Source organism: Acinetobacter sp. GN11 (genome assembly GCF_054823985.1).
The window spans coordinates 22,291-46,246 of record NZ_JRVL01000054.1 but is presented as its reverse complement, the minus strand read 5'-3'; the positions used below and the strand labels follow the sequence as shown (position 1 = coordinate 46,246).

General features: G+C 39.4%; 27 protein-coding genes. 11 read left to right on the top strand and 16 right to left on the bottom strand.

Annotated features, from left to right (window positions below; translation table 11 throughout):
* Positions 1–16: 16 nt before the first annotated feature.
* The 11 genes from NL42_RS07265 to NL42_RS07215 all read right to left on the bottom strand — a co-directional run bounded on the left by NL42_RS07265 (position 17) and on the right by NL42_RS07215 (position 9,295).
* Entirely contained in the window at positions 17–661 is a 645-nt protein-coding gene (locus NL42_RS07265; protein ID WP_461312269.1) for a MiaE family protein, read from the bottom strand.
* Positions 662–667: 6 nt separating this feature from the next.
* Positions 668–1,393, bottom strand: a complete 726-nt coding sequence (gene pdxJ, locus NL42_RS07260) for a pyridoxine 5'-phosphate synthase (protein WP_016137382.1) — start codon at positions 1,391–1,393, stop codon at positions 668–670.
* 13 nt (positions 1,394–1,406) lie between these two features.
* Positions 1,407–2,120: a DNA repair protein RecO gene (gene recO / locus NL42_RS07255; RefSeq protein WP_461312268.1), complete on the bottom strand. Its 714-nt coding sequence runs from the start codon at positions 2,118–2,120 to the stop codon at positions 1,407–1,409.
* 9 nt (positions 2,121–2,129) lie between these two features.
* Positions 2,130–2,333 carry an NF038104 family lipoprotein gene (locus tag NL42_RS07250; RefSeq protein WP_042898103.1) on the bottom strand — a complete coding sequence of 68 codons (204 nt, stop codon included), beginning with the start codon at positions 2,331–2,333 and terminating at the stop codon, positions 2,130–2,132.
* Between the two features lie 17 nt (positions 2,334–2,350).
* Positions 2,351–3,373: a GTPase Era gene (gene era, locus NL42_RS07245; protein ID WP_080645664.1), complete on the bottom strand. Its 1,023-nt coding sequence runs from the start codon at positions 3,371–3,373 to the stop codon at positions 2,351–2,353.
* Between the two features lie 11 nt (positions 3,374–3,384).
* Entirely contained in the window at positions 3,385–4,077 is a 693-nt protein-coding gene (rnc, locus tag NL42_RS07240) for a ribonuclease III (RefSeq protein WP_016137378.1), read from the bottom strand.
* Complete coding sequence (locus NL42_RS07235) at positions 4,049–4,423, bottom strand: DUF4845 domain-containing protein (RefSeq protein WP_461312267.1); 375 nt, start codon at positions 4,421–4,423, stop codon at positions 4,049–4,051. Before NL42_RS07235 ends, rnc begins: the two co-directional genes overlap by 29 nt.
* 23 nt (positions 4,424–4,446) lie before the next feature.
* On the bottom strand, positions 4,447–5,274 hold the full coding sequence (lepB, locus tag NL42_RS07230) for a signal peptidase I (RefSeq protein WP_005038901.1): 828 nt from the start codon (positions 5,272–5,274) through the stop codon (positions 4,447–4,449).
* A gap of 76 nt (positions 5,275–5,350) precedes the next feature.
* Entirely contained in the window at positions 5,351–7,168 is a 1,818-nt protein-coding gene (lepA, locus tag NL42_RS07225; protein WP_075431500.1) for a translation elongation factor 4, read from the bottom strand.
* A 177-nt stretch (positions 7,169–7,345) separates the two neighbouring features.
* Positions 7,346–7,795 carry an acyl-CoA thioesterase gene (locus NL42_RS07220; RefSeq protein ID WP_461312266.1) on the bottom strand — a complete coding sequence of 150 codons (450 nt, stop codon included), beginning with the start codon at positions 7,793–7,795 and terminating at the stop codon, positions 7,346–7,348.
* 123 nt (positions 7,796–7,918) lie between these two features.
* Positions 7,919–9,295, bottom strand: coding sequence for a Do family serine endopeptidase (locus NL42_RS07215; protein ID WP_016137373.1), 1,377 nt, complete (start codon positions 9,293–9,295; stop codon positions 7,919–7,921).
* 230 nt (positions 9,296–9,525) lie between these two features.
* Between NL42_RS07215 and nadB the strand changes: the two genes are divergently transcribed.
* Positions 9,526–11,169: an L-aspartate oxidase gene (gene nadB / locus NL42_RS07210; protein ID WP_461312265.1), complete on the top strand. Its 1,644-nt coding sequence runs from the start codon at positions 9,526–9,528 to the stop codon at positions 11,167–11,169.
* Between the two features lie 57 nt (positions 11,170–11,226).
* On the opposite strand, the gene NL42_RS07205 is transcribed toward nadB, so the two are convergent.
* From NL42_RS07205 to pabC, 4 genes are all read right to left on the bottom strand, one after another.
* On the bottom strand, positions 11,227–11,643 hold the full coding sequence (locus NL42_RS07205; RefSeq protein ID WP_016137371.1) for a PaaI family thioesterase: 417 nt from the start codon (positions 11,641–11,643) through the stop codon (positions 11,227–11,229).
* Positions 11,644–11,780: 137 nt separating this feature from the next.
* Positions 11,781–12,380, bottom strand: coding sequence for a dTMP kinase (gene tmk, locus NL42_RS07200; RefSeq protein ID WP_057106502.1), 600 nt, complete (start codon positions 12,378–12,380; stop codon positions 11,781–11,783).
* Between the two features lie 9 nt (positions 12,381–12,389).
* A complete protein-coding gene (gene mltG / locus NL42_RS07195; protein ID WP_461312264.1) occupies positions 12,390–13,460 on the bottom strand; it encodes an endolytic transglycosylase MltG in 1,071 nt (356 codons plus the stop codon).
* Between the two features lies 1 nt (position 13,461).
* On the bottom strand, positions 13,462–14,274 hold the full coding sequence (pabC, locus tag NL42_RS07190) for an aminodeoxychorismate lyase (protein ID WP_461312263.1): 813 nt from the start codon (positions 14,272–14,274) through the stop codon (positions 13,462–13,464).
* Positions 14,275–14,537: 263 nt separating this feature from the next.
* Here pabC and NL42_RS07185 point away from each other — a divergent pair, with 263 nt between their 5' ends.
* The 6 genes from NL42_RS07185 (at position 14,538) to NL42_RS07160 (ending at position 20,004) form a co-directional block, all read left to right on the top strand.
* Positions 14,538–15,545, top strand: coding sequence for a sulfate ABC transporter substrate-binding protein (locus NL42_RS07185; protein ID WP_446089781.1), 1,008 nt, complete (start codon positions 14,538–14,540; stop codon positions 15,543–15,545).
* A 30-nt stretch (positions 15,546–15,575) separates the two neighbouring features.
* Positions 15,576–16,184, top strand: coding sequence for an RBBP9/YdeN family alpha/beta hydrolase (locus NL42_RS07180; protein ID WP_461312262.1), 609 nt, complete (start codon positions 15,576–15,578; stop codon positions 16,182–16,184).
* Positions 16,185–16,264: 80 nt separating this feature from the next.
* Positions 16,265–17,098: a sulfate ABC transporter permease subunit CysT gene (gene cysT / locus NL42_RS07175; RefSeq protein WP_461312261.1), complete on the top strand. Its 834-nt coding sequence runs from the start codon at positions 16,265–16,267 to the stop codon at positions 17,096–17,098.
* Entirely contained in the window at positions 17,095–17,979 is an 885-nt protein-coding gene (cysW, locus tag NL42_RS07170; RefSeq protein WP_461312260.1) for a sulfate ABC transporter permease subunit CysW, read from the top strand. Before cysT ends, cysW begins: the two co-directional genes overlap by 4 nt.
* An 11-nt stretch (positions 17,980–17,990) precedes the next feature.
* Complete coding sequence (locus NL42_RS07165) at positions 17,991–19,052, top strand: sulfate/molybdate ABC transporter ATP-binding protein (RefSeq protein ID WP_016137363.1); 1,062 nt, start codon at positions 17,991–17,993, stop codon at positions 19,050–19,052.
* 28 nt (positions 19,053–19,080) lie between these two features.
* The gene (locus tag NL42_RS07160; protein ID WP_461312259.1) at positions 19,081–20,004 is read left to right on the top strand and encodes a CysB family HTH-type transcriptional regulator; all 924 of its coding nucleotides are present in this window, start codon (positions 19,081–19,083) and stop codon (positions 20,002–20,004) included.
* 85 nt (positions 20,005–20,089) lie between these two features.
* Here NL42_RS07160 and carO read toward each other — a convergent pair whose 3' ends face one another.
* Positions 20,090–20,818 carry an ornithine uptake porin CarO type 4 gene (carO, locus tag NL42_RS07155; protein WP_461312258.1) on the bottom strand — a complete coding sequence of 243 codons (729 nt, stop codon included), beginning with the start codon at positions 20,816–20,818 and terminating at the stop codon, positions 20,090–20,092.
* 294 nt (positions 20,819–21,112) lie between these two features.
* Here carO and dapD point away from each other — a divergent pair, with 294 nt between their 5' ends.
* The 4 genes from dapD (at position 21,113) to NL42_RS07135 (ending at position 23,865) form a co-directional block, all read left to right on the top strand.
* Positions 21,113–21,934, top strand: coding sequence for a 2,3,4,5-tetrahydropyridine-2,6-dicarboxylate N-succinyltransferase (dapD, locus tag NL42_RS07150; RefSeq protein ID WP_461312257.1), 822 nt, complete (start codon positions 21,113–21,115; stop codon positions 21,932–21,934).
* Between the two features lie 78 nt (positions 21,935–22,012).
* Positions 22,013–22,723, top strand: a complete 711-nt coding sequence (gene queE / locus NL42_RS07145; protein WP_461312256.1) for a 7-carboxy-7-deazaguanine synthase QueE — start codon at positions 22,013–22,015, stop codon at positions 22,721–22,723.
* A gap of 40 nt (positions 22,724–22,763) precedes the next feature.
* Positions 22,764–23,432 carry a 7-cyano-7-deazaguanine synthase QueC gene (gene queC / locus NL42_RS07140; protein WP_461312255.1) on the top strand — a complete coding sequence of 223 codons (669 nt, stop codon included), beginning with the start codon at positions 22,764–22,766 and terminating at the stop codon, positions 23,430–23,432.
* Between the two features lie 16 nt (positions 23,433–23,448).
* Positions 23,449–23,865: a hypothetical protein gene (locus tag NL42_RS07135; protein WP_003650267.1), complete on the top strand. Its 417-nt coding sequence runs from the start codon at positions 23,449–23,451 to the stop codon at positions 23,863–23,865.
* The last annotated feature ends 91 nt before the right edge of the window (positions 23,866–23,956 follow it).

Genomic DNA, 23,956 nt, shown 5'->3' with positions numbered 1-23,956 from the left:
TTTAAAACTTCTAATATTATGCAGGTATGCCACTGTGAAAACGGAAGGTATCATCAGGCGTTAAAATCAGATTCTTTTCAACCTCACGAATATGCTCAATGCGCTGCTGAATATCCTCTTTAGGATTTTTCATTTTTGCATTTTTTGCAACATCAAGTGCAAGTGCCAAGTAGTCTTCAAAATGACGAGACTCTGACTTAAGTAAATAGCGATAATAGCGTCCTAACTCATCATCTACACGTGGAGCAAGTGCGTGAAAACGCTCGCATGAGCGAGCTTCAACAAAAGCACCTACCACAAGTACATCAATTAAAGCTTCAGGTTCATAAGTACGAATCTCTTTACGCAACCCACCAGCATAGCGCCCAGCACTTAAACCATCCCATTTCTGGCCACGCTTGGCCATAAGCTCAAGCACTTGTTCATAATGGAGCATTTCTTCCCGTACCAGTTGTGCAAGCTTTACTTGCAAATCCGGGAAAAAGCTATAACGGAACATTAAGTTCATTGCTGTACTAGCTGCTTTTTTTTCACAATTAGCATGATCTTGCATCAAAATATCTAGATTATTGATTGCCTCATCTAACCATGCTTTTGGCGTTTGACAGCCTAAAAAAGCCAAGACAGGTTGCATTAATTCATCGTAATTGATACTCGACATAACCGATTAACCTGCCACCTGAATTGCTGCTTTCATATCTTTAACAGCTTGGACCAGACCTACAAAAATGCTATCAGCAATAATCGAATGCCCAATGTTTAACTCGTGAATTTGTGAGATAGCAGCAATTGGAGCAATATTTTTAAGGTTAAGGCCATGACCAGCATTTACAACCAAACCTTTTGAAGCTGCGTATTCAACACCTTTGATAATACGTGCCAACTCAGCCTGTTGATCTTGCTCTGTTGCAGCATCTGCATATGCACCTGTGTGCAACTCAATCGTAGGTGCGCCACATGCAACTGCCGCATCAATTTGAGCTAAATCGGCATCAATAAATAATGATACGTCGCAACCAATAGCAGCTAAGGTTTGAGTTGCAGCTTTAACTTTTTCGAAGTTACCTACTACATCTAACCCACCTTCAGTTGTTACTTCTTGACGTCTTTCGGGAACAAAGCAAACATGCTGTGGCTGAATTTCTTTTGCAAACTCGACCATTTCATCAGTAACAGCCAACTCAAGATTCATACGTGTTTTTAACAATGGACGCATGCGGCGTACATCATCATCTTGAATATGTCTGCGGTCTTCACGCAAATGCAAGGTAATCCCTTCTGCACCAGCTTGTTCACAAATGAGAGCAGCTTCTACAGGGTCGGGATAAGTAGTACCGCGCGCCTGTCTTAAAGTAGCAACATGGTCTATGTTTACACCAAGCAATGCAGCCATAAATAAATCCTAATTACGATTGAGTTTGAGTGTTTTGAATCCACAATTGTCGACTTTTTAGGGGACGATCACCTAAAAGCGATGTAATCATTTGACGGTATAGTTTACCTAATAATTGCAATTGTTCGAGAGAAAAATCCTGCCCTTGCTCATAATCCAACATAGACAAAATCGCTTTCCCAGACAAAGAAGAACGACTCGCCTGCACAATAGGAGCGAAACCTTCTGTCACTTGAAATTGATAAAACTGATGAGCCTGAATCGGCTGTTGTTGGGTATCAATTGAGAAATCAATCGCGTATCCAAGTTCAGGAAGTAAAACATGCTCGAACTGGCGCAAAATCTGCCTAAGAAAAAGGTCAGGATTTTCGTGTGAAGATAATTGTTGTAATTGAAGTAACGTTAACTGATATTGCTCAAACGTTTGTGGCATTGTCTCTTCTAACGGACAAAGTCTAAGAACAACTTCATTTAAATAAAATCCGGCAAAAAAAGCATCACCAAAAAAGAAAACGGGCTGATTTAAAATCTCTAGCTTTGTAAAGTTTTTCAGTTCGCTTTTACCCGTGGCTTGCAAGCGGATAGGCTGATACTGAGGGGGCGGAGTCTGTCTTAAAATACCATCGACTCGCCCATACTCCTGAGTAAAAAGATGCACAATATGACTTTTTTCACGATACTTACGGTGATGTATCATATATCCGTGGAGGACTTCATTGCGCATCATAAAAAGAAACTATTCCTCAGATTCTTTTTCTTTTTTATCATCCTCATCATCACCGTCAGGAATTACCGCCCCTACAACAGCTGCTGTACCTTTAACAACACCTTTTGTAGTTTTGTAGGCGATACCTACTGGTACGGTTACAAGCTTATATATACAACCTTGTAACATCAATGTACATCCAATTATAGCGACCAATGATGTAATTGTTTTCATACCAGTATCCTTATCCTTTAGATATCACTATATCCTAAGCTTTTTAAAGCACGCTCATCATCAGACCAGCCACCCTTCACTTTTACCCAAAGTGTGAGCATAATTTTTTGCTCAAACATCCTTTCCATATCTTTTCGGGCATCCATACCGATTGTTTTAAGCTTGGCACCTTTTTCACCAATCACAATCGCTTTTTGGCCCGCACGATCTACAAAAATCGTTGCATCAATATAAGTACAAGCTGGCTTTAAACGACCCGTTTTTTCATTAACAGCTTCTTCTTCCGTTTTGAAAGATTCAATTTGTACTGTTAAATCATAAGGTAGTTCTTCACCTAACTGACGCATAATTTTTTCACGAATAATTTCGCTAGCTAAAAAGCGTTCAGAACGGTCAGTAATCTGATCAAATGAATACAAAGGTGCTTGATAAGGAAGATACTTCTCAATCGTTTCGCTCAAGTGTTCCAGATTTGCTCCGCGTAACGCAGATACAGGAACGATCTCGGCAAAATTCATAAGCTTGGCACGCTCTTGAATTAAAGGAAGAATATCTCTTTTCTCTTCAAAAGTATCAACCTTGTTAATCACCAAAATAACTGGCATTTCAGCATTCTTGAGCTTTTCAAGCACTAAGTCGTCATTTGGTGTCCACTTATAAGCATCAATAACAAATAAGACCAAATTAACGTCGCGTAATGCAGAATGAGCTGCACGGTTCATCATTTTATTAATAGCGCGCACTTCTTTTTTATGCATACCTGGGGTATCTACATATACCGCCTGCATTTTTTCACGCGAATCAATACCAATAATTTTATGACGTGTTGTTTGAGGTTTACGCGAAGTAATAGAGAGCTTTTGACCTAGCAAATGGTTCATGAGGGTAGATTTACCCACATTTGGACGTCCTACAATCGCCACAAATCCGCTCTTAAAATCCGAAGGAATTGTTACGCCTTTGGAACTAAAAAATTGATCAATCAGATTATTAGGATCTTGGTTATCATTTGAATCTGGATTGATTTGATCAGAATGCATCGACATGCAGGTTATTGCTCCAATAACTTTAAAATTTCCGCCGCTGCTGCCTGCTCGGCAAAACGACGACTTGAACCCTCACCATAAATCCTTGATAAACCATCTATCAAACATTCAACCTTAAAGTGCTGGTGAGGTGCATCACCCTGAATATCTACAACCTCGTAAACAGGGAGAGGTTTTTTACGTGCTTGTAGATACTCTTGTAAACGTGATTTCGGGTCTTTAAGTTGATCCGTAGGTTCAATATGGTCTAAATAGGGTACATACCATTTTAGCACAATATCGGTAAGTAAGTTGAGATCACCACTATCAATATAAATTGCACCAATAATCGCTTCTACCGTATCAGCCAATATTGACTCACGATGATGACCACCTGATTTCAATTCGCCCGTACTTAATATTAAACACCGACTAAGTTGCAAATCGGTTGCAATCTTACCTAAAGCTTCCTGACGAACTAAAGTCGCTCGCATACGCGTTAAGCGACCTTCATTTTCATTTGGATAGGCATGATATAGATAATTGGCAACAATCATGCCTAATAGTGAATCACCTAAAAATTCCAAGCGCTCGTAATTGTATTTATGACTCACCGAACGATGAGTCAAAGCTAACTGTAACAATTCAAGCTGCTTGAATTGATATCCGATTCGACTCAATAAGCGAGGATCACTTAGTTTGAACTGATGTTTTATCAAAACTCTTCTCAAATGTTAAAACTAAATCAATATTTGATAAGAAGGGTTTTCTTACCTCATATTTCTTTTGGACTTTTAGACCAGACTCATTAAACACTTGCGCAATCTCTTTAAAATGAAGATCACGAATATTGTTCATTTCCAGTCGCTGATCCATTTGTGTCATAAACTTCTGCGGGGTGATGTCAGAAGAGCTTTCTTGTAAAAGCTCTTCCATTTGATTATTAATCAATCGATCATCCCAATATGCTGGCCAAACTGCAAGTACAGCTTTTACTGCAATTGCAAATATAACCACCCCAAATAAAATTGCTAAATACGAAGTACCTTGTTGTGCCTTACGCATTTCTTTTTTCCTAATGGTTGTTTTTAATCTATTTTTCCATTTCGGCCAAAGTTAGGAAGATGTAAGCCCGGTTCTTTATGCATCCATACGTAAAATGCTCGCCCTGTTAAATTTTCTTCAGGAACGAAGCCCCAGAAACGACTGTCTGCACTTTGATCACGGTTATCCCCCATTGCAAAGTAATGTCCTTTTGGAACAGTCACTTCCCAATATAAACCGTCCTGGTTTGCATATTTACCATTTTCAACATAGTTGATAAATGGTGCTTGACGCGCCACATTTACGCCTTCAAGTTCACGCATTGTAAAGGTATGCTCACCAATCGTCTCTTTATGATAAATAGACGTTGGAGTATCTAACACGTCTTTTTCGCGACTAAACTGTGTTAATACTTTTGGTACTTTTTGTCCGTTAATAATCAATTGTCCATGATCATAAACAAGATGATCGCCTGGCAAACCAATTACACGTTTAATATAACTGATGGTAGGTTGAGGTGGATAACGGAATACAATCACATCACCACGCTTTGGTTCTCCAACATCAATAATTTTCTTATTAACGATAGGTAAACGCACACCATAATCAAATTTATTAACCAAAATAAAATCACCAGTTTCTAAAGTGGGTACCATAGAGTCTGATGGAATATTAAATGGTTCGTAAAGGAATGAACGAAGTACAAGTACTACAGCTAAAACTGGCCAAAAGTCATAGGCCCATGTAATAACAAAATTTTCGTTCCCGCGCCCTTTATTTGCACGCTGTTTGAATACAAATTTATCTAACAACCACACTGCAAATAGAATCAGCGTAACTGGAACAAGAATTAAATTAAAATCAAAATCCACACGACCTCACTCGCAGCCTAGCTGCTTTTCTTAAGGTAGGGAAAAGCAATATCTTACTTCCCCCTACCTTCATTTCTTATCTTTCTACTTTCAATACAGCCAAGAACGCTTCTTGTGGAATTTCAACACTTCCCACTTGTTTCATACGTTTCTTACCTTCTTTTTGCTTAGAAAGTAGTTTTTTCTTACGTGAAACGTCACCACCATAACATTTTGCTAATACGTTTTTACGCATCGCTTTTACAGTAGAACGAGCAATAATTTGTGCACCGATAGCCGCTTGAATAGCAACGTCGTACATTTGGCGAGGAATCAAATCTTTCATTTTCTCAACCAATGCAATACCACGATGACGCGCGTCATTACGGTGACAAATCATAGCCAAGGCATCAACCTTGTCACTATTAATTAATACATCAACCTTAACTAAAGCTGAACTTTCGAAACGCACAAAGTTATAGTCAAGCGATGCAAAACCACGAGAACATGATTTTAATTTATCAAAGAAATCCATAACGACTTCAGCCATCGGGATTTCAAAGGTAATAGAAACTTGATTACCCAAGAATTTCATATCTTTTTGAACACCACGGCGTTCAATACAAAGGGTCATTACATTGCCTAAGTACTCTTGCGGAACAAGGATATGACACTCTGCAATCGGTTCACGCAAATCCTCTACAGTAGATCCGTCTGGCATTTTTGATGGACTATCGATATAAATCGTTTCGCCCTTCTTGGTTAATGCTTCATAAATTACGGTAGGTGCAGAACTGATGAGATCAAGATCATACTCACGCTCTAAACGCTCTTGTACAATCTCCATGTGTAGCATTCCTAAGAAGCCACAACGGAAACCAAAACCTAATGCATCTGAGCTTTCTGGTTCAAAGAATAAAGCCGAGTCATTGATCTGCAATTTTTGTAGCGCTTCACGGAATGGCTCAAAATCGCTCGCATCAATCGGGAAAAGACCAGCATAAACCTGCGGTTTAACCTTTTTGAAACCCGGTAAAATTGCAACATCAGGCGTAGCAGCAAGAGTAATAGTGTCACCTACTGGCGCACCAAAAATATCTTTAATACCCGCAATTACAAAGCCTACTTCACCAGCTTCAAGAATATCTGTTTCAGTATGCTTAGGATTAAATACACCCACTGAAGTTACTGGATGAGTTTGTCCTGTCGATTTAACCAACATCTTGTCGCCCTTACGGATACGACCTTGTTTAATACGTACAAGAGAAACTACACCTAAGTAGTTATCAAACCATGAGTCGATAATTAATGCTTGCAATGGAGCATCACGATCGCCTTCAGGTGATGGAATAACATCGACTAAACGCTCTAAAACACCTTCAACACCCAAACCAGTTTTTGCTGAACAGGTTGGTGCATCAGTTGCTTCAATCCCGATAATTTCTTCAATTTCATGAATTACACGTTCAGGTTCAGCCTGTGGTAAATCAATTTTATTTAAAATAGGAAGAACTTCGAGACCTTGTTCAATCGCGGTATAACAGTTTGCAACTGATTGTGCTTCTACACCTTGTGCAGCATCTACAACCAATAGCGCCCCTTCACATGCAGCTAATGAACGAGAAACTTCATACGAGAAGTCTACGTGTCCAGGAGTATCAATAAAGTTAAGTTGATATTCCTGCCCATTAGGATGAGTATAATATAGCGTTACAGAAGCGGCTTTAATGGTAATCCCACGTTCGCGCTCAAGCTCCATTGAGTCTAAGACTTGAGCTTGCATTTCACGATCTTGTAGACCACCACACATCTGAATAAAACGGTCAGCCAATGTAGACTTACCATGGTCAATGTGAGCAATAATCGAGAAATTTCGTATATTTTTGATATCGACGGATTTTTTAGCTTGCGCCATGGGTTACCTTGAGAAAATATAGAGTGCTATGTAGCTTGTTTTAATACACAGCCAAAGCAGTTAAATTAATTGCGTGCGATTATAACAGATGGATATTTTAAAGTATCCAAAATAATCATGAGCTTTGTACATATGTTTTAACAAGGATAAGCACAGTGAGCATATTGCTTCAGGTTATCAAGCATATGAAACAGTAAAATCATAAGGGTTTATGCTTGAATCAAGTGGCTTATATGCATGGGTAAAAGTTGGAGACATTCGTTTTGGACGTCCTGTAGCAATTTCAATACATGCCCATTTAGTATTTCCAACAAATAATACAGCCTGATCTGATGGGCGGAAGAATACATATTGGCGAAACGAATAGAGAGCGTTGATGTCATCTAACCATGTGCGTAATACAATTTGTTCGCCTTCAAATGCAGCTTTACGATATTGCACATGATGCTCAACCGCGACCATTGCATGTTTTAGCTCAAGATATTTAGTTACCCCGACTCCTAAGGTTTCAACATGAGCAGCGGCGACATCTTGCATCCACTGAACATACATCACATTGTTCACATGCTCTAAAGCATCAATATGATGTGGCTGCACCTGAATATGTAAATCAAAAATACTACTCACAAAGATTCACTCTTATGTATTAACTTTTAAACTAAAATAAGTGTAGGTAGATATCACTATACGCTCAAGATAAATAACAAAAAACCACCCATATTTAGGGTGGCTCATTGTCTATTTTTAAGTTTACTGGATACGTAAGCCAAGCATAGCGCGTTGTCCCTGACGGATAATTGCAACACGTGCTACCGTATTTTTTTGCAAGTTAGAAACAACTTTTGAAAAATCCTGACTATTCAAAATCTGGTTATTGTTGACTTGAATAATCACATCACCCGGAATGATATTTGACAATGATGCTAAGCCACCACGGCGAACATCTTGTACATAGATACCACCTTTCACACTTAAAGCACTTTTTTCTGGTTCAGCCAAATCACGAATGCTTATGCCTAAAACTGGGCCTTTAGATACAGCACTTTGTGCACCTGTAGCAGGTGTTTCATCTGGGGCAGTCGTTAAAGTTGCTGAAATATTACGGGTTTTATCATCACGCAATACTTCAAACTGAACAGTTTGATTCGGCTGTACTTTGTTTAATGCATAGAGCAATTCACTGGTACGTGGTACTGGATTACCGTTATATTTCAAAATCACATCACCGGCTCTAAGCCCTGCTTTTTGTGCAGGTGAGTTCGGAGAAATTTGAGTAATTAAAGCACCTTCAGGTTTTGGTAACTTGTAAGCATCGGCAAGGTTTCGGTCAATGTCTTGCATCATTACACCAAGATAAGAGCGTGTGACCTTACCTTTAGTTTTAAGCTGTTCGGCTACATCCATCGCTACGTCAATCGGGATAGAAAAAGACAAGCCCATATAGCCGCCAGTACCACTAAATATTCGAGAGTTTACCCCGACTACTTCACCATTTTGGTTAAACAATGGACCACCAGAGTTACCTGGGTTTAGCGCAACGTCAGTTTGAATAAATGGTACCGAAGTTTCACCACTCATATTTCGTGATTTAGCACTGACAATACCTGCCGAAGCTGAGTAGTCAAAACCAAATGGCGAACCAATTGCTAAAACTGGCTCTCCCACTCGTAAGCGGTCAACATTCCCTACTCGTAAAGCTGGATAGCTATTTCCAGTCACTTTTAACAATGCAACGTCTGTACGCTCATCACTACCAACTACAGTTGCATCAATTTCACGGCGGTCATTTAAAGTAATACTAATGCGTGAGGCATTTTCAATCACATGGTGGTTGGTAAGTAGGTAACCATCTTTACTAATAAAGAATGCACTGCCATATGCGGTTTTTTCTTGTGGACCCTGTTGCTGTGGAATGATGACCTGATTTCCAAAGAAACGTTTCAAAATTTCAGGGACTTGCTGCTGCAATAGTTCATCCTGAGTCATTTTTTTTACGACGTTTACACTCACCACTGCTGGACTAACTTGTTCAACGAGGTTTGAAAAATCAACAGCAGCATTTGCCTGAACAGCAGCAACTGTAAATACCGCTGCATACATTCCTTGTTGTAAATAGCGAGATTTCATTCGGTGCTCACCCACAATTGGTCTACGAGAATAAGAATAAAACTGTTGTATCACAACGCTTTGGGGTTGTGCGTAACAATATGTTTATTTGTAAGGCTTCCTTACAATCATTATTTTACGCATTGCAACTTTTTAAGCCAATTGCAATTTTTCTCTGAGTTAGAGCGCTTAAGCTCTTGCCTTTTTAGATAAAAAGGGGTGTCATTAGCGGACGTTTAAAATTGTTGCGAATGGACATGCCTAATTTACAGACAATTCACCACTTTGACGTGATTATTGTGGGCAGCGGCGGTGCTGGTTTAAGTCTGGCTTTATCGTTACCAAATCATTTTAATATTGCAGTTTTAGCTAAAGCTGCTTTAACTGAAGCAAGTACCTTCTATGCTCAAGGTGGTGTTGCTGCTGTTCTTGATGAGACTGACTCTATTCAACAGCACATTAATGACACTATGATTGCAGGTGCTCATTTATGTGAAATGGATGCGGTACAACATACCGTAGAAGGCGGTCGTCCTTCTGTTGATTTTCTTTTAAAGCAAGGCGTGCAGTTCACCCTAGATGAAGATGAACAACTTCATTTGACCCGCGAAGGCGGTCATTCACAGCGCCGCATTATCCATTCAGCTGATGCAACAGGTAAAGCTATTTCAACCACATTGGTTGAACGTGCCCAAGAACGTAAAAATATTACTATTTTTGAAAACTATATTGCGATTGACTTAATTACTTCGCATAAATTAGGTCATGTCGATCAAGCGAATCGCGCTATTGGTTTGTATGCTTTAGATGAAAATACAGAAAAAGTTCATACCTTCCTTGCACCATTTACCGCGCTTGCTTGCGGCGGTGCGATGAAAGCTTATCTGTACACATCTAATCCAGATATTGCTACAGGTGATGGTATTGCAATGGCCTTCCGTGCAGGTTGCCGTGTAGCCAATATGGAATTTAATCAGTTCCACCCAACTTGTCTGTATCATCCTCAAGCACGCTCTTTTTTAATTACCGAAGCCATGCGTGGTGAAGGTGCTTACTTACGCTTGCCTGATGGTGAACGTTTTATGCTACGTTTTGATGATCGTGCAGAACTGGCTCCTCGTGATATTGTGGCACGTACCATCGACCACGAAATTAAACGCCTCGGTATTCGTCATGTGTGGTTGGACATTACCCACAAATCACCTGAATTTATTAAAGAGCACTTCCCTACACTTTATGCACGTTTATTAGAACTTGGCATCGACATTACCAAAGACATGATTCCAGTAGTACCAGCAGCTCACTATACGTGTGGTGGTGTGGTGGTTGACTCAAATAGTCAGACCGATATTGAAGGTCTATATGCGATTGGTGAAACCTCTTATACAGGTTTACATGGCGCAAACCGTATGGCAAGTAACTCATTACTCGAGTGCTTCGTTTATGGCATGAGTGCAGCAAAAGATATCGAAAATAAATTTGATGAAAGCTTCAAATTACCAGAAGTACCTACTTGGGATGACTCACAAGTAACTAATCCAGATGAAGATGTCGTGATTTTACAAAACTGGGATGAGTTACGTTCGACTATGTGGAACTATGTTGGTATTGTAAGAACCACAAAACGTTTAGAACGTGCTTTGCACCGTATTGAAATGTTAAAGCGTGAAATCACTGAGTATTATCAAGACTACCGTGTTAGCAAAAACCTAATTGAGCTGCGTAACCTTGTTTTAGTATCTGAGATGATTGTGCGCTGTGCTATGCAACGCAAAGAATCACGTGGTCTACATTACACGCTTGATTATCCAGAAACTTCGAGTGAGATTCGCAAAACGGTTTTAACTCCTCCAAATTTTGCAGTAGAACAACCATTGGTTAATACTGATATTTAAGCTGCCCTTCTACAAAAAAAGCACAGTTCAGACTGTGCTTTTTATTTGCTTTGATATTTATGATTTAGGTGGAATTGAATAAGTCGCAGTCACATGTGCAACAGGTTCATCCAAACCGACCGAATAAATCCAGACCTCACCCACAACAAGACTCTTTCCGACTTTCATGAGCTTACACTCACTACGCAAGTCTTGATCACCTGCGGGTTTTCTTAAAAAATTAATATTAAAGTTAGTGGTTACAGCTAAACCAACAATGCCGATTTCACCTAATATTGCAATATATAAAGCAAAGTCTGCCAAAGTCATCATGGTTGGACCAGATATGGTGCCACCGGGTCGTTGATGTCTTTGATCGACATGATAATAAACAACCGCTGCTTTGGGCGTGACTGATTCAATCGTGCAATGTTCAAGACTTGGTGGAAATTCCTTTTCAAGAAATGCCACGATTTCTTCTTTTGAGCTTTTCATCCTTGTTATTCTTCAATCTATAAATCATATGTAAGATAGCATAAGAAAATAGCAGATATTTTCTATGACGTTTTAAATCAGAATTAACGTCATTTTTCACCACTCCCATAGTTTATAAGAGTGGCTCATCCAATTACTTATCCTAAATATTGCAATGCCTGTTCGAACACCTGATCAGGACTTTGGGTTGCATCTATTCGCTTAATACGTTCCGGTTCAGCTTTCCATAAGGTTTCATAGCCTTCACGAACCTTAGTGAAAAAACTTAATTTTTCTTGCTCAAAACGGTCTAAAGCTCCGCGTTCGCGTGCACGGTTCATACCCAATTCAATCGGTGCATCTAACCAGAAAGTCACCTCAGGCATGCGCGAAACAAAGTTCTGATTTAAAAGCTGTAATTTATCTTGGCTTAAACCACGACCAGAACATTGGTAAGCAAAGCTTGCATCGGTAAAACGATCACTTAAAACAATTTTATTAGACTCTAGAGCCGGCAAAATGACTTGTTGTAAGTGTTGAGCACGTGCCGCATAAATTAAGAGTAGCTCAGTATCATGACTCATATTTTCATCATGATTCACTGCCAAAAGCATAGAACGTATTTGTTCAGCTAGCGGTGTACCGCCTGGTTCACGGGTTAAAACAACTTGTTTACCTTGCTCTTCAAAATGCTGATGAATTTTTCGAATAAGTGTAGTTTTACCTACCCCTTCCGTGCCTTCAAAGCTAATAAACATCTCTTTTCCTTATTTCTTCGATCTCAACACGGATAAGTATTCTTGCACCGCTTGATTATGCGCTTGCAAGCTTGCCGTAAATTTATGCCCACCATTGCCAGTCGCTACAAAATAGATGTTATTTGAATCATCTGGATGTAACGCTGCTTCAATTGCTTTTTGGCTTGGTAAAGCAATTGGAGTTGGCGGCAAACCATTAATAGTATAGGTATTATATGCTGTTGGGGTACGGAGATCTTCTCGGGTAATATTGCCTTTATAGTTATCACCCATACCGTAAATAACAGTTGGATCCGTTTGTAAACGCATACCAATTTTTAAACGGCGAACGAAAACGCCTGAAACTTGTGTAAGCTCACTATCTAAACTTGTTTCTTTTTCAACAATTGAAGCCATAATTAATGCTTCATATTTATCTTTATAAGGTAAATTCGGCGCACGATTTGCCCAAGCTGCATCTAGAGCTTTCATTTGACGGTGGTATAAATCGGTCAGAATTTTCTTATCTGTTTCACCTTTGGCAAAGAAATAAGTATTAGGTGCAAATAAACCTTCAGGATGTCCATAAGGAATCTCAAGCGCCTTCATCAGCTGATCATCTGGTAAATCTAATATTGTATTTTTTACGTTTTTATCATTTTTGAGTGCAGTAATAAGCTGTTTAAAAGTTGTACCTTCAATAACCAAAACACGGTTCATCTGAGCATTATCTGCATCAGATAACATCTCTAATACTTCTCTTACACTCATTCCCTGTTCAATTTCATACACACCAGCTTTCATGCTGTCATGAATCATAAATTTCTGATAAAGCTTCAATACCACTGGAAAGCTAACTTTGCCTTCTTTCGCCAAACGATCAATAAAACCAGAATAGGTTTCACCAGATGTAATGGATAACATCTGTTTTTTGCCTTCAATAGGATAAGCTTTAAATAGACTCGACCATAAAATGGCAAAAGCAGAAATTAAGACAATAAACAGGCCAATTAAAACCAGTCGCTTAGAAAATTTTGGAGCTTGTTTCTTGTTATTTTTCTTGGCGTTTTTTGCTTTCGCATTCACAGGTGGCTTCGGCATATTAATGAATCTGATTCAAGTTAAGGATATGAAATAAATCTATGCATGCCTGTGTTTCTAGCGTCTTCTCCCCTAAATGAGTAGCCACTCGCATAGGGTTTAAAGCATTACAAAAGAATAGACTTTGTATTTCAGATACTTCATCTAACTCAATTACACGTACTTCACAGGCAATACCATGGTGCTGCATACGCGCCAGAATTTCTGCCCGCATTACACCGTGGACGCCATTATAGCGAAGTTCAGGAGTAATCCATCTATCATTTAAACGAATAAAACAATTACTACTAACCCCTTCAACAATATAACCTTGTACATCAGTAACTAATGCTTCAGTCCACCCTAGTTGATCTGCTTCTTTTTTTAGCAATACTTGTTCAAGACGGTTTAAAGATTTAAGCCCAACTAAACTCGGCATAGTTAAACCTAAGGCCTGATTTAAAACACCACACTGCATAAAGTCTGGTTGAAATGGCTCTAAAACTTTCGGATAAAACCAGATATAAATATCCGCGTCATGCTTTGGCAAGCTATAACCACGGTCGCCTATCCCACGACTAATCACAATTTTTAAAGTGCCATTGAGCACAAGATTCTGCTTTTGTAATTGCTGTAAGCTCTGTTCTATGAGTTCAAAATCCGCAGTTAAAGACAGTTTTTGACATGCAAGCTTTAGGCGTTCCCAATGTCTTTCTTTAAGTTCAATCTTGTTTTGAAAAACACGAATTGTGCTAAAGCACCCATCTCCATAATGAAATGCTCGATCCAGTAAAGGAATGGTTTCAACAGGTTGCCCATTTTTAAAACACCACATGTTTAACCCATCCTATGCTTAAAACGACCCGACAATACAACACCTTTCATTTAAATATTAAATGACTGATTTTAAAAAATTATACCGATTTCGTATCTACTTTTGAAACTTGTTCTATATCAAGTTTTAAGATTAGTTTATCTCATTTTACTATTTCTATTTTTTTCATATTAAATTCGTTTTTTATTATTTTTTTAGAATAAAGACTAGCGCTATTCTTCGTTCATGTTTTGAACATTTCATATTTTTTGAGGACTTATCTCATGCGTTTTTCACAATTAAAGGTCGGGGTTATCGCTGCACTTCTGTCTGTTTCATCATTTGCAGCGCAAGAATTTTTAAACGTCTCTTACGATCCTACTCGTGAGTTATATACAGATTTCAATAAACAGTTCGGTACTTACTGGAAACAACGTACTGGTCAAGATATTGAGTTCAAACAATCACACGGTGGCTCTGGTAAACAGGCGCGTGCGGTAATTGATGGCTTAAATGCAGATGTAGTGACATTAGCACTTGCGGCAGATATTGATGAAATTGCTGAAAAAGCAAAATTACTTCCAGCTGACTGGCAGAAAAAGTTACCGCAAAACTCTACCCCGTACACTTCAACAATTGTGTTTTTAGTGCGTAAAGGTAATCCAAAACAAATTAAAGACTGGGGTGATTTAATCAAACCAGGTGTAGAAATTATTACGCCAAACCCGAAAACTTCAGGTGGTGCTCGTTGGAATTATCTTGCAGCTTGGGCTTGGGCAAAACATCAACCAGGTGGTAACGATGCTAAAGCACAAGAGTATGTTCGCCAAATTTATAAACACACTAAAGTTCTAGATTCGGGTGCACGCGGCGCAACCACGACTTTTGCTGAACGTGGCATTGGTGATGTGTTACTTGCTTGGGAAAATGAAGCTCATTTAGCTGTTCGCGAACAACCGGGTAAATTTGAAATTATTACCCCGTCTCTTTCGATTTTAGCTGAACCTCCAGTTGCAGTTGTAGAGAAGAATGCAAGTAAAAAAGGCAATTTAACTATTGCTAAAGGTTATCTCAACTACTTGTATTCACCAGCTGGCCAAGAAATTGCAGCACGTAACTTCTACCGCCCGCGTAATGCAGCCGTTCTTAAGAAATACAGCAACGTATTTAAGCCATTGAAACTCGTGACTATCGATAAAGAGTTTGGTGGTTGGACGAAGGTACAAAAGAAACACTTCGACAATGGTGGTGTTTTCGATCAAATCGTGAAAATCAATAGTACAGAGAAGTAATTCTTTGTACTAAAGATAAGGAGAACAGACATGATTCATACTGTAATTGTTCCAGGTGTAGGTGGAAGTGAACATCAGCATTGGCAATCTTGGTTGCAGCGTAAACTCGTGTCTAGTTCTCGTGTTGAGCAAAAAAACTGGGATAGACCTGTACTAAGTGAATGGATCGAGCAATTCGTTAAAACGGTTCAAGCAGCCCCAGCTCCTGTACAAATTGTTGCGCATAGCTTTGGTTGCTTAACAAGTGTTGCTGCTCTAGCTGAACATCCAGAGTTAAAAAACCGAGTTAAGAAACTTATTTTGGTCGCTCCAGCAAATCCAGCACGCTTTGGGGAAGCAGGGTTTGCTCGTCATAGTTTGACCGACTACAAAGCGTATTTTCATCAATTAAAAATTGATGTGCCTACAACGCTACTCATTAGTGAAAATGATCCATGGCTTGGTTTTTTTGATGCATTACAACTTGCGAAATCATGGAAGTTAAATCCAGTTAACCTTGGTGAAGTTGGTCATATTAATGTTGCCTCAGGGTTTGGCCCGTTTCCAGATTTGCTGAATTATTTGATTCCAGAAGATTCGATGTGTAGTCACTCATCTATCGACCCGGTAAAAACTCATTTCTCTTTGAAATTTGCTTAATACCCAGCTTTATATCCCACCGTTTATCTTTATTTATTCGCTTACTGGTTTCAGCAGGCTTTTCTCTTTGAGGAAATATCATGTCGCAGCGATCCCGAGTGCTGCCTGGGTTTGGTCTATCTTTGGGCTTCACCCTCGCCTACGTTTCTTTTATTGTGCTTATTCCATTAGCCGCAGTCTTTATCAAATCATTGGGAATTGGATGGGACGGATTATGGGAAATTTTAACCTCTGAACGTATTTTAAAATCGCTTCAGCTCAGCTTTAGTTCAGCTTTAATCGCAGCCTTTATTAATGTTGTGTTTGGCTTACTTCTGGCTTGGTGCCTTGTACGTTACAACTTCCCCGGAAAACGTCTGGTAGATGCATTAGTCGATCTACCTTTTGCCCTTCCAACTGCAGTTGCAGGTATTGCACTGACTTCACTCTATGCACCTACTGGCTGGATTGGACAATATCTAGAACCCTTAGGCATTCAGGTCGCATATAGTCCAATCGGTATTACGCTGGCATTGGTCTTCATCGGTATTCCATTCATTGTAAGAACAGTTCAACCTGTACTCAGTGATATCGAAACTGAACTTGAAGAAGCAGCTTCGGCACTTGGCGCAAATCGCTGGCAGACAATTACTAAAATTATTTTACCGATATTACTACCAGCTCTATTTACAGGCTTTGCTTTAGCATTTGCTCGCGGTGTCGGTGAATATGGTTCAGTTATTTTTATTGCAGGTAACCAGCCGTTTAAAACAGAAATTGCTCCTCTCATGATCATTTCACGTCTTGAAGAATATGATTATGCAGGTGCAACAACAATTGCTGCGGTCATGTTAGTTCTCTCTTTTATTATTTTATTTGCCATTAATTTACTTCAAGCGTGGGCAAACCGTCGTACAGGGAGAAATATCACATGAACCTACATACTGACAGCAATGCACTCGCGCTTAAATTGCAATCCAGAGATGCGACACGTGAACCGACTTGGGTACGTTACACACTCATTACCGTGGCTCTGATTTTCTTCTTAAGCTGCCTGATGTTGCCACTTATTCTGGTGTTTGTAGAAGCATTTAAACAAGGACTTGAAGTCTATGTTCAAGCTTTGATTGATCCAGATACGTTATCAGCAGTGAAATTGACCTTACTCACCGCAGCAATTGCAGTTCCGATTAACGTGATATTTGGTGTTGCCGCAGCATGGGCTGTCTCTAAGTTTCAGTTTAGAGGTAAGGCCATTTTAACCACCATCATTGATATGCCTTTTTCAGTTTCACCCGTTATTGCAGGTTTAATGATCGTATTGATTTTTGGCGCACAAGGTTGGTTTGGTGGCTGGTTAATGGATCATGACTTTAAGGTTTTATATGCCGTACCGGGAATTGTTTTAGCAACCATCTTTATTACAGTCCCTTTTGTAGCACGTGAGTTAATTCCACTGATGGAAGCTCAAGGAACAGAGGAAGAAGAAGCCGCGATTGTACTGGGTGCTTCAGGCTGGCAAACCTTTTGGAAAGTGACACTGCCTAACATTAAATGGGGTTTGATTTACGGCGTGATTCTGTGTAATGCCCGCGCAATGGGTGAGTTTGGTGCAGTATCGGTGGTTTCTGGCCACATCCGTGGTGAAACCAATACCCTGCCACTTCATGTCGAAATTTTATATAACGAGTACACCTTTAGCGCAGCGTTTGCCGTGTCCTCATTGCTTGCTTTTTTAGCCCTATTAACGCTGGTATTGAAAACGTGGTTAGAACTACATCAAGACAAACCAGAACCACATTCAACTGATTCGTAAGGAATGAAATCATGAGTATTCAAGTTAAAAATATTGAAAAACACTTTGGTGCATTCCATGCGCTTAAAAATATTTCGCTAGATTTTCCAGAAGGTGAACTGGTGGCACTACTCGGCCCATCTGGTTGCGGTAAAACAACTCTACTTCGAATTATTGCAGGTCTAGAATCAGCGGATGGCGGTCAAGTGCTACTTGAAGGTGAAGACGCGACCAATGTACATGTACGGGAGCGTCAGGTCGGCTTTGTATTTCAGCACTATGCTTTATTTCGTCATATGACTGTCTTTGACAATATTGCCTTTGGTTTACGTGTTCGCCCTCGTGCAACTCGTCCTTCAGAAGCTGAAATTAAAAAACGCGTTACTCGTTTACTTGATTTAGTTCAACTTGGATTTTTAGCAGACCGCTACCCTGCTCAGCTTTCGGGCGGACAACGTCAGCGTATTGCTTTGGCCCGTGCCTTGGCCGTCGAGCCACGCGTATTATTACTTGATGAACCATTTGGTGCGCTAGATGCTAAAGTCCGTAAGGAATTACGCCGCTGGTTACGCAATTTACATGATGAACTGCATATTACTTCAATTTTCGTGACCCACGATCAGGAAGAAGCACTTGAAGTTGCAGATCAGATTATTGTAATGAATAAGGGTAATGTTGAGCAGATCGGTTCGCCTCGTGAAGTTTATGAAAAACCATCAACGCCATTTGTATTTGATTTCTTGGGTCAGGCAAATCGTTTTGAAGGTGAAAACGCAGGCGGTATCATCCGTATTGGCAATGACCGTATTCAATTACCAACGTTAGTTGAAGCACCTCAAGGAAAAGTGATTGCTTTTGCCCGTCCAGATGAGTTACATATTCACTCGCAACCTCAGGCGAATAGCATTGAAGCGACTTTTGTACGTGAAATCTGGATTGCTGGAAAAGTTGTGGCGGAATTACAAGACCGTAATGGACGTTTAATTGAGATTGCTCTGAGCAATGAAGCTGCAAAATTACATGCGTTTAAACCAAATCAAACCGTTTGGGTAAGTGCCTCTCAACTGCACTTATTTGCAGATCAAGTTGCTTAAGAAATATATTTGGTAAGGAAAAGTGTGAATGAACTTTCAACAATTAAGAATTATCCGAGAAACAGTACGCCAAAACTTTAACTTAACAGAAGCATCGGCTGCACTCTACACGTCTCAATCGGGTGTAAGTAAACATATTAAAGATTTAGAAGATGAGCTAGGTGTACAGCTTTTTATACGTAAAGGTAAACGTCTTTTAGGTTTAACAGAACCAGGTCAATCTCTTCTTGGCATTGTTGAACGCATGTTGGTTGATGCTGAAAATATTAAACGCCTTGCAGAAGACTTTAATAAAGTTGATGAAGGCACATTAACGATCGCAACGACCCATACTCAGGCACGTTATGTGCTACCTCCGATCGTTAATCAATTTAAGAAGTTATTTCCTAAAGTTCATTTGATTTTACAACAAGCCAGCCCTGTTGAAATTTCAGAAATGCTTTTACAAGGTGAAGCTGACATTGGGATTGCCACAGAGTCTTTAACGACCGAAGACAATCTAGCGAGTATTCCTTACTACCAATGGCAACACAGCATTATCACACCGCAAAATCATCCTTTAGTGAAGGCAGACAAGATTACGCTTGAACTTTTAGCTGACTATCCACTCATTACTTATCATGGTGGTTTTACAGGTCGATCTAAAATTGACAAAGCTTTCGAAGAAGCTCACCTCGATGCAGATATCGTAATGTCAGCTCTCGATGCGGACGTTATCAAAACTTATGTCGAATTGGGCATGGGAGTCGGGATTGTCAATGCTGTGGCCTATGACACAGAACGTGATCATCGCTTAAAACAAACTAAAACTGATATCTTTGGTGTCAATACGACATGGATTGCAGTTCGTAAAGGCCATCTACTACGCGGTTATGGTTATGAGTTTATTTCTTTATGCTCACCTGATGCCGATATTAAAGCACTTAAGAAAATTGCTTACCCAGATGAATAAAAATTAAAAAAATAAAAGAGCTTTTTAGCTCTTTTATTTTTTTAGACGCAAAAAAACGAGCCGAAGCTCGTTTTTTTTGTATTTATTACCAGAAGAAGTTCACACCAACTTTACCAACTGGTAACCATTGGTATTTATCGTCATTCGCGATTTTATTTTCTTCTGCACGTAAGTCTTTATCAAAGTCAGCACCGTTAACATTAACAAATGTACCATTTGATTTAAGATTTACACTTGGGTTACCTGTGTAATATGCACCAACCTCACCAAATACACCCCAGTTCTTATTGATCTTAGGTGCAAAACCCAAACCTACATAAGGGGCAATATCATTTTTATAACTTAATTTACCGTCAACTGAACCATTAAAGTTATAATTATTACCATTTACTTTAATAGTACCATCTTGTGAACGTTTGCTTAAATCATAATCATTATCAAGGTATGCTGCACCAGCTGCTACATATAAGCCTTGAGCCCAACGGTTAGTACTTGCACCCCAAGGACGAATCTCAGCGTTTAAATAAACGTTGTTATTATCCATATCAACGTCATATTTCGTATCATTTACAGATACGTCATCACGCCAAGAGATATCACCACCATTGTAACCAAGTGCCAAACCTACATATGGGTTTGCTTGCCACAATAAAGCACCGCCGTAACCAGTAGTACCTACTTCAGCACGCACTCCCACAGGAATTAATTGGTTTTTGTCAAATGCGTAGCTGTCATGAACAACGGCTTCATCTGCCATTGCAGCACCAGCAGCGAATAAAGCTGTTGTTGTTACTAAAACACGTAATGCTTTCATAGTTTTTTCCTCAAAAGGCTCTGTTTTTAATTTATTCATCTTGTGACTGAAATCATAATAAAGAGAGAATAGAATCTTTTTTATACAAAAAATGCTAGATTTCTGTTATTTTTTGATACAAATTGAGTTAAATTTTTATTTTCAAATCATTTTTGTGTAAAAAACACTTGATTATCTAATAAGCTTAATTTCATTTACCTCATTTATGTCCTTGATTAAACGTAACACGTTTTTTCAAAGATTCTTGTCACAAATTAGTGTAAAATCTTTAAAATTTTTTATGGAAGGAAGATCATGTCTCAGCTTTCTACGATCATTGAGCAAGCATTTGAAGACCGCGCAAATTTTACTGCAGCAGATTGCTCAAGCGAAATCCGCCAAGCTGTTGAAGAAGCAATTGCTGGTTTAGATAACGGTACACTTCGAGTTGCTGAAAAGATCAATGGTGAATGGGTTGTTCACCAATGGTTAAAAAAAGCTGTTTTATTATCATTTAAACTTAATGACAATAAACCAATCGAGTCATGTGATCTTCGTTTCTACGATAAAGTTGAAACTAAATTCTCTGGTTGGACTGATGAGCAATTTAAAGCAGCAGGCGTTCGTGTTGTTCCTCCTGCTGTAGCACGTCGTGGTAGCTTCCAAGCTAAAAACGTCGTGTTAATGCCTTCTTATGTCAACATCGGTGCTTACGTAGATGAAGGCACAATGGTTGATACATGGGCGACTGTAGGTTCATGTGCTCAAATCGGTAAAAATGTTCATTTGTCTGGTGGTGTAGGTATTGGTGGTGTTTTAGAACCATTACAAGCTAACCCAACCATTATTGAAGACAACTGCTTTATCGGTGCGCGTTCAGAAATCGTTGAAGGCGTTATTGTTGAAGAAGGCTCAGTCATTTCAATGGGCGTTTTCATTGGTCAATCAACTAAAATTTATGACCGCGCAACTGGCGAAATCCATTATGGTCGCGTTCCAGCAGGTTCAGTTGTTGTAGCAGGTAGCCTGCCATCTGCTGATGGTAAATACAGCTTATATGCTGCAATTATTGTGAAAAAAGTTGATGCGCAAACACGTGCAAAAACAAGTTTGAACGATTTGTTACGCGCTGACTAATTTCAGTTTGATCAAACATCTCTACGGTCAACACTGATCGTAGAGATTTTATTTTTTATATAGTGTGGTATTTCTAGAATGGCTTCCTTACGTTCCTCTGCAATTCCTGTCTCAGACCCTGCGTCCGGTTTACGCATTACCGAGATTTTTTACTCGTTGCAGGGTGAAGCAAACGCCTCTGGCCTACCGACTGTATTTATTCGTCTAACAGGCTGTCCATTACGTTGTAGCTATTGTGATACCACTTATTCTTTTGAAGGTGGTGAACGTTTTTCACTTGAACATATCATTGAAACAGCTACCCAATTTCAAACACCTTATATTTGTGTAACTGGTGGTGAACCACTTGCACAGCCAAACTGTTTGATTTTATTACAACGTCTATGTGAAGCTGGCTTTGATGTTTCTTTAGAAACTAGTGGCGCGCTCGATGTCTCAAAAGTAGATTCGCGTGTTTCTAAAGTCCTTGATTTAAAAACTCCAACTTCTGGTGAGGAACATCGTAACCTCATCAGCAATCTTGACCATTTAACATTGCATGACCAAATTAAATTCGTCATTTGTAACCGCGAAGATTATGAATGGTCAAAGCAGCAAGTTGAAAAATATCAACTGCATAAAAAAGTCAGTACCGTTTGGTTCTCCCCTGCCTTTGCAGTTGAAAAAGGTGCTGTTGGCCTGCCACGTCTAGCACGTGATCTGGCACAGTGGATACTTGATGATAAACTCCTTGTTCGCTTCCAACTTCAGTTACATAAACTACTTTGGAACGATGAATCAGGTCGTTAATCACTCAATAAAATAAATCATTCCGAATATGGAGAAAAATATGCGCCCTCGTGCCATTGTTTTGCTTTCAGGCGGCTTAGACTCAACCACTTGCCTAGCTTGGGCACAAGCACGCTATGAATGTATTGCTATTAGTTTTATGTATGGTCAACGCTCAACCACTGAACTCGATGCAGCAAAAGCATTAGCTCAACGTGCAGGTGTTGAACATCGTGTAATTAATATTGATTTGGCTAATTTAGGTGGCTCTGCATTAACAGACCACAACATTGCCGTACCAGAACAGTTACAAGAAGGTATTCCTGTAACTTATGTACCAGCGCGTAACACTATTTTCCTCTCGTATGCTCTAGCCGCAGCCGAAGTATTTAATGCTGAAGCGATTGTTATTGGCATCAATGCTGTTGATTATTCAGGATATCCTGATTGTCGTCCTGAATTTATTGAGGCTTTTGCCAATATGGCACGCTTAGCAACTAAAGCTGGCGTAGAAGGAAAACCACTTAAGTTTGAAACACCACTGTTACATTTATCCAAAGCGAATATTATACGTTTAGGGATTGAACATGGCGTAGACTATAGTCAAACGGTATCTTGCTACCAAGCAGATGCTCAAGGACGTGCGTGTGGCAAATGTGATAGTTGCCGTTTGCGTAAAGAAGGCTTTATCGAGGCCGGTGTTGCCGACCCAACACGCTATATACCGTAATAAGTAGGTAAAATTTATGAAGTTGTTAAAATCAAATCTTATTCTTTCATCTTTGTTTTCAACAGTTGCGCTTATGGCTGGTGCAGCACATGCTGCCGAAAACCCAGTTCAAGCAGCATATAAAAGTACCAACGTTAAAGGTGCATTAGTTAACGTTTGTAAAGATCAAACAGCTAAAGGCGGCAAACTAAGTTCATCTGAAGTTAGCAAATTCTGTAGCTGCCAAGTTGAAGCACAAGGTAAAGTGACTGAAGCACAAAAATGGGAAATCCAAAGTGCAATCAATGCGAAGAAAAGCCCAAGCTCTCTAGGATTTGTACAACAACAAAACCGTGATCTTAAAGCATGTTTCGGTCCTCAGTTAACAACTAAACTTGAAAAATTAACTGAAGATGCAATGAAAGCTGCTCAACAACAAGCTCCTAAAAAATAAGCTTTTGTTATTCCAAATTAAGCCTGCATTTATGCAGGCTTTTTTGTAGCTCTGTTAAAATGATCTTATCGAACTTGAACAATTCACCTGA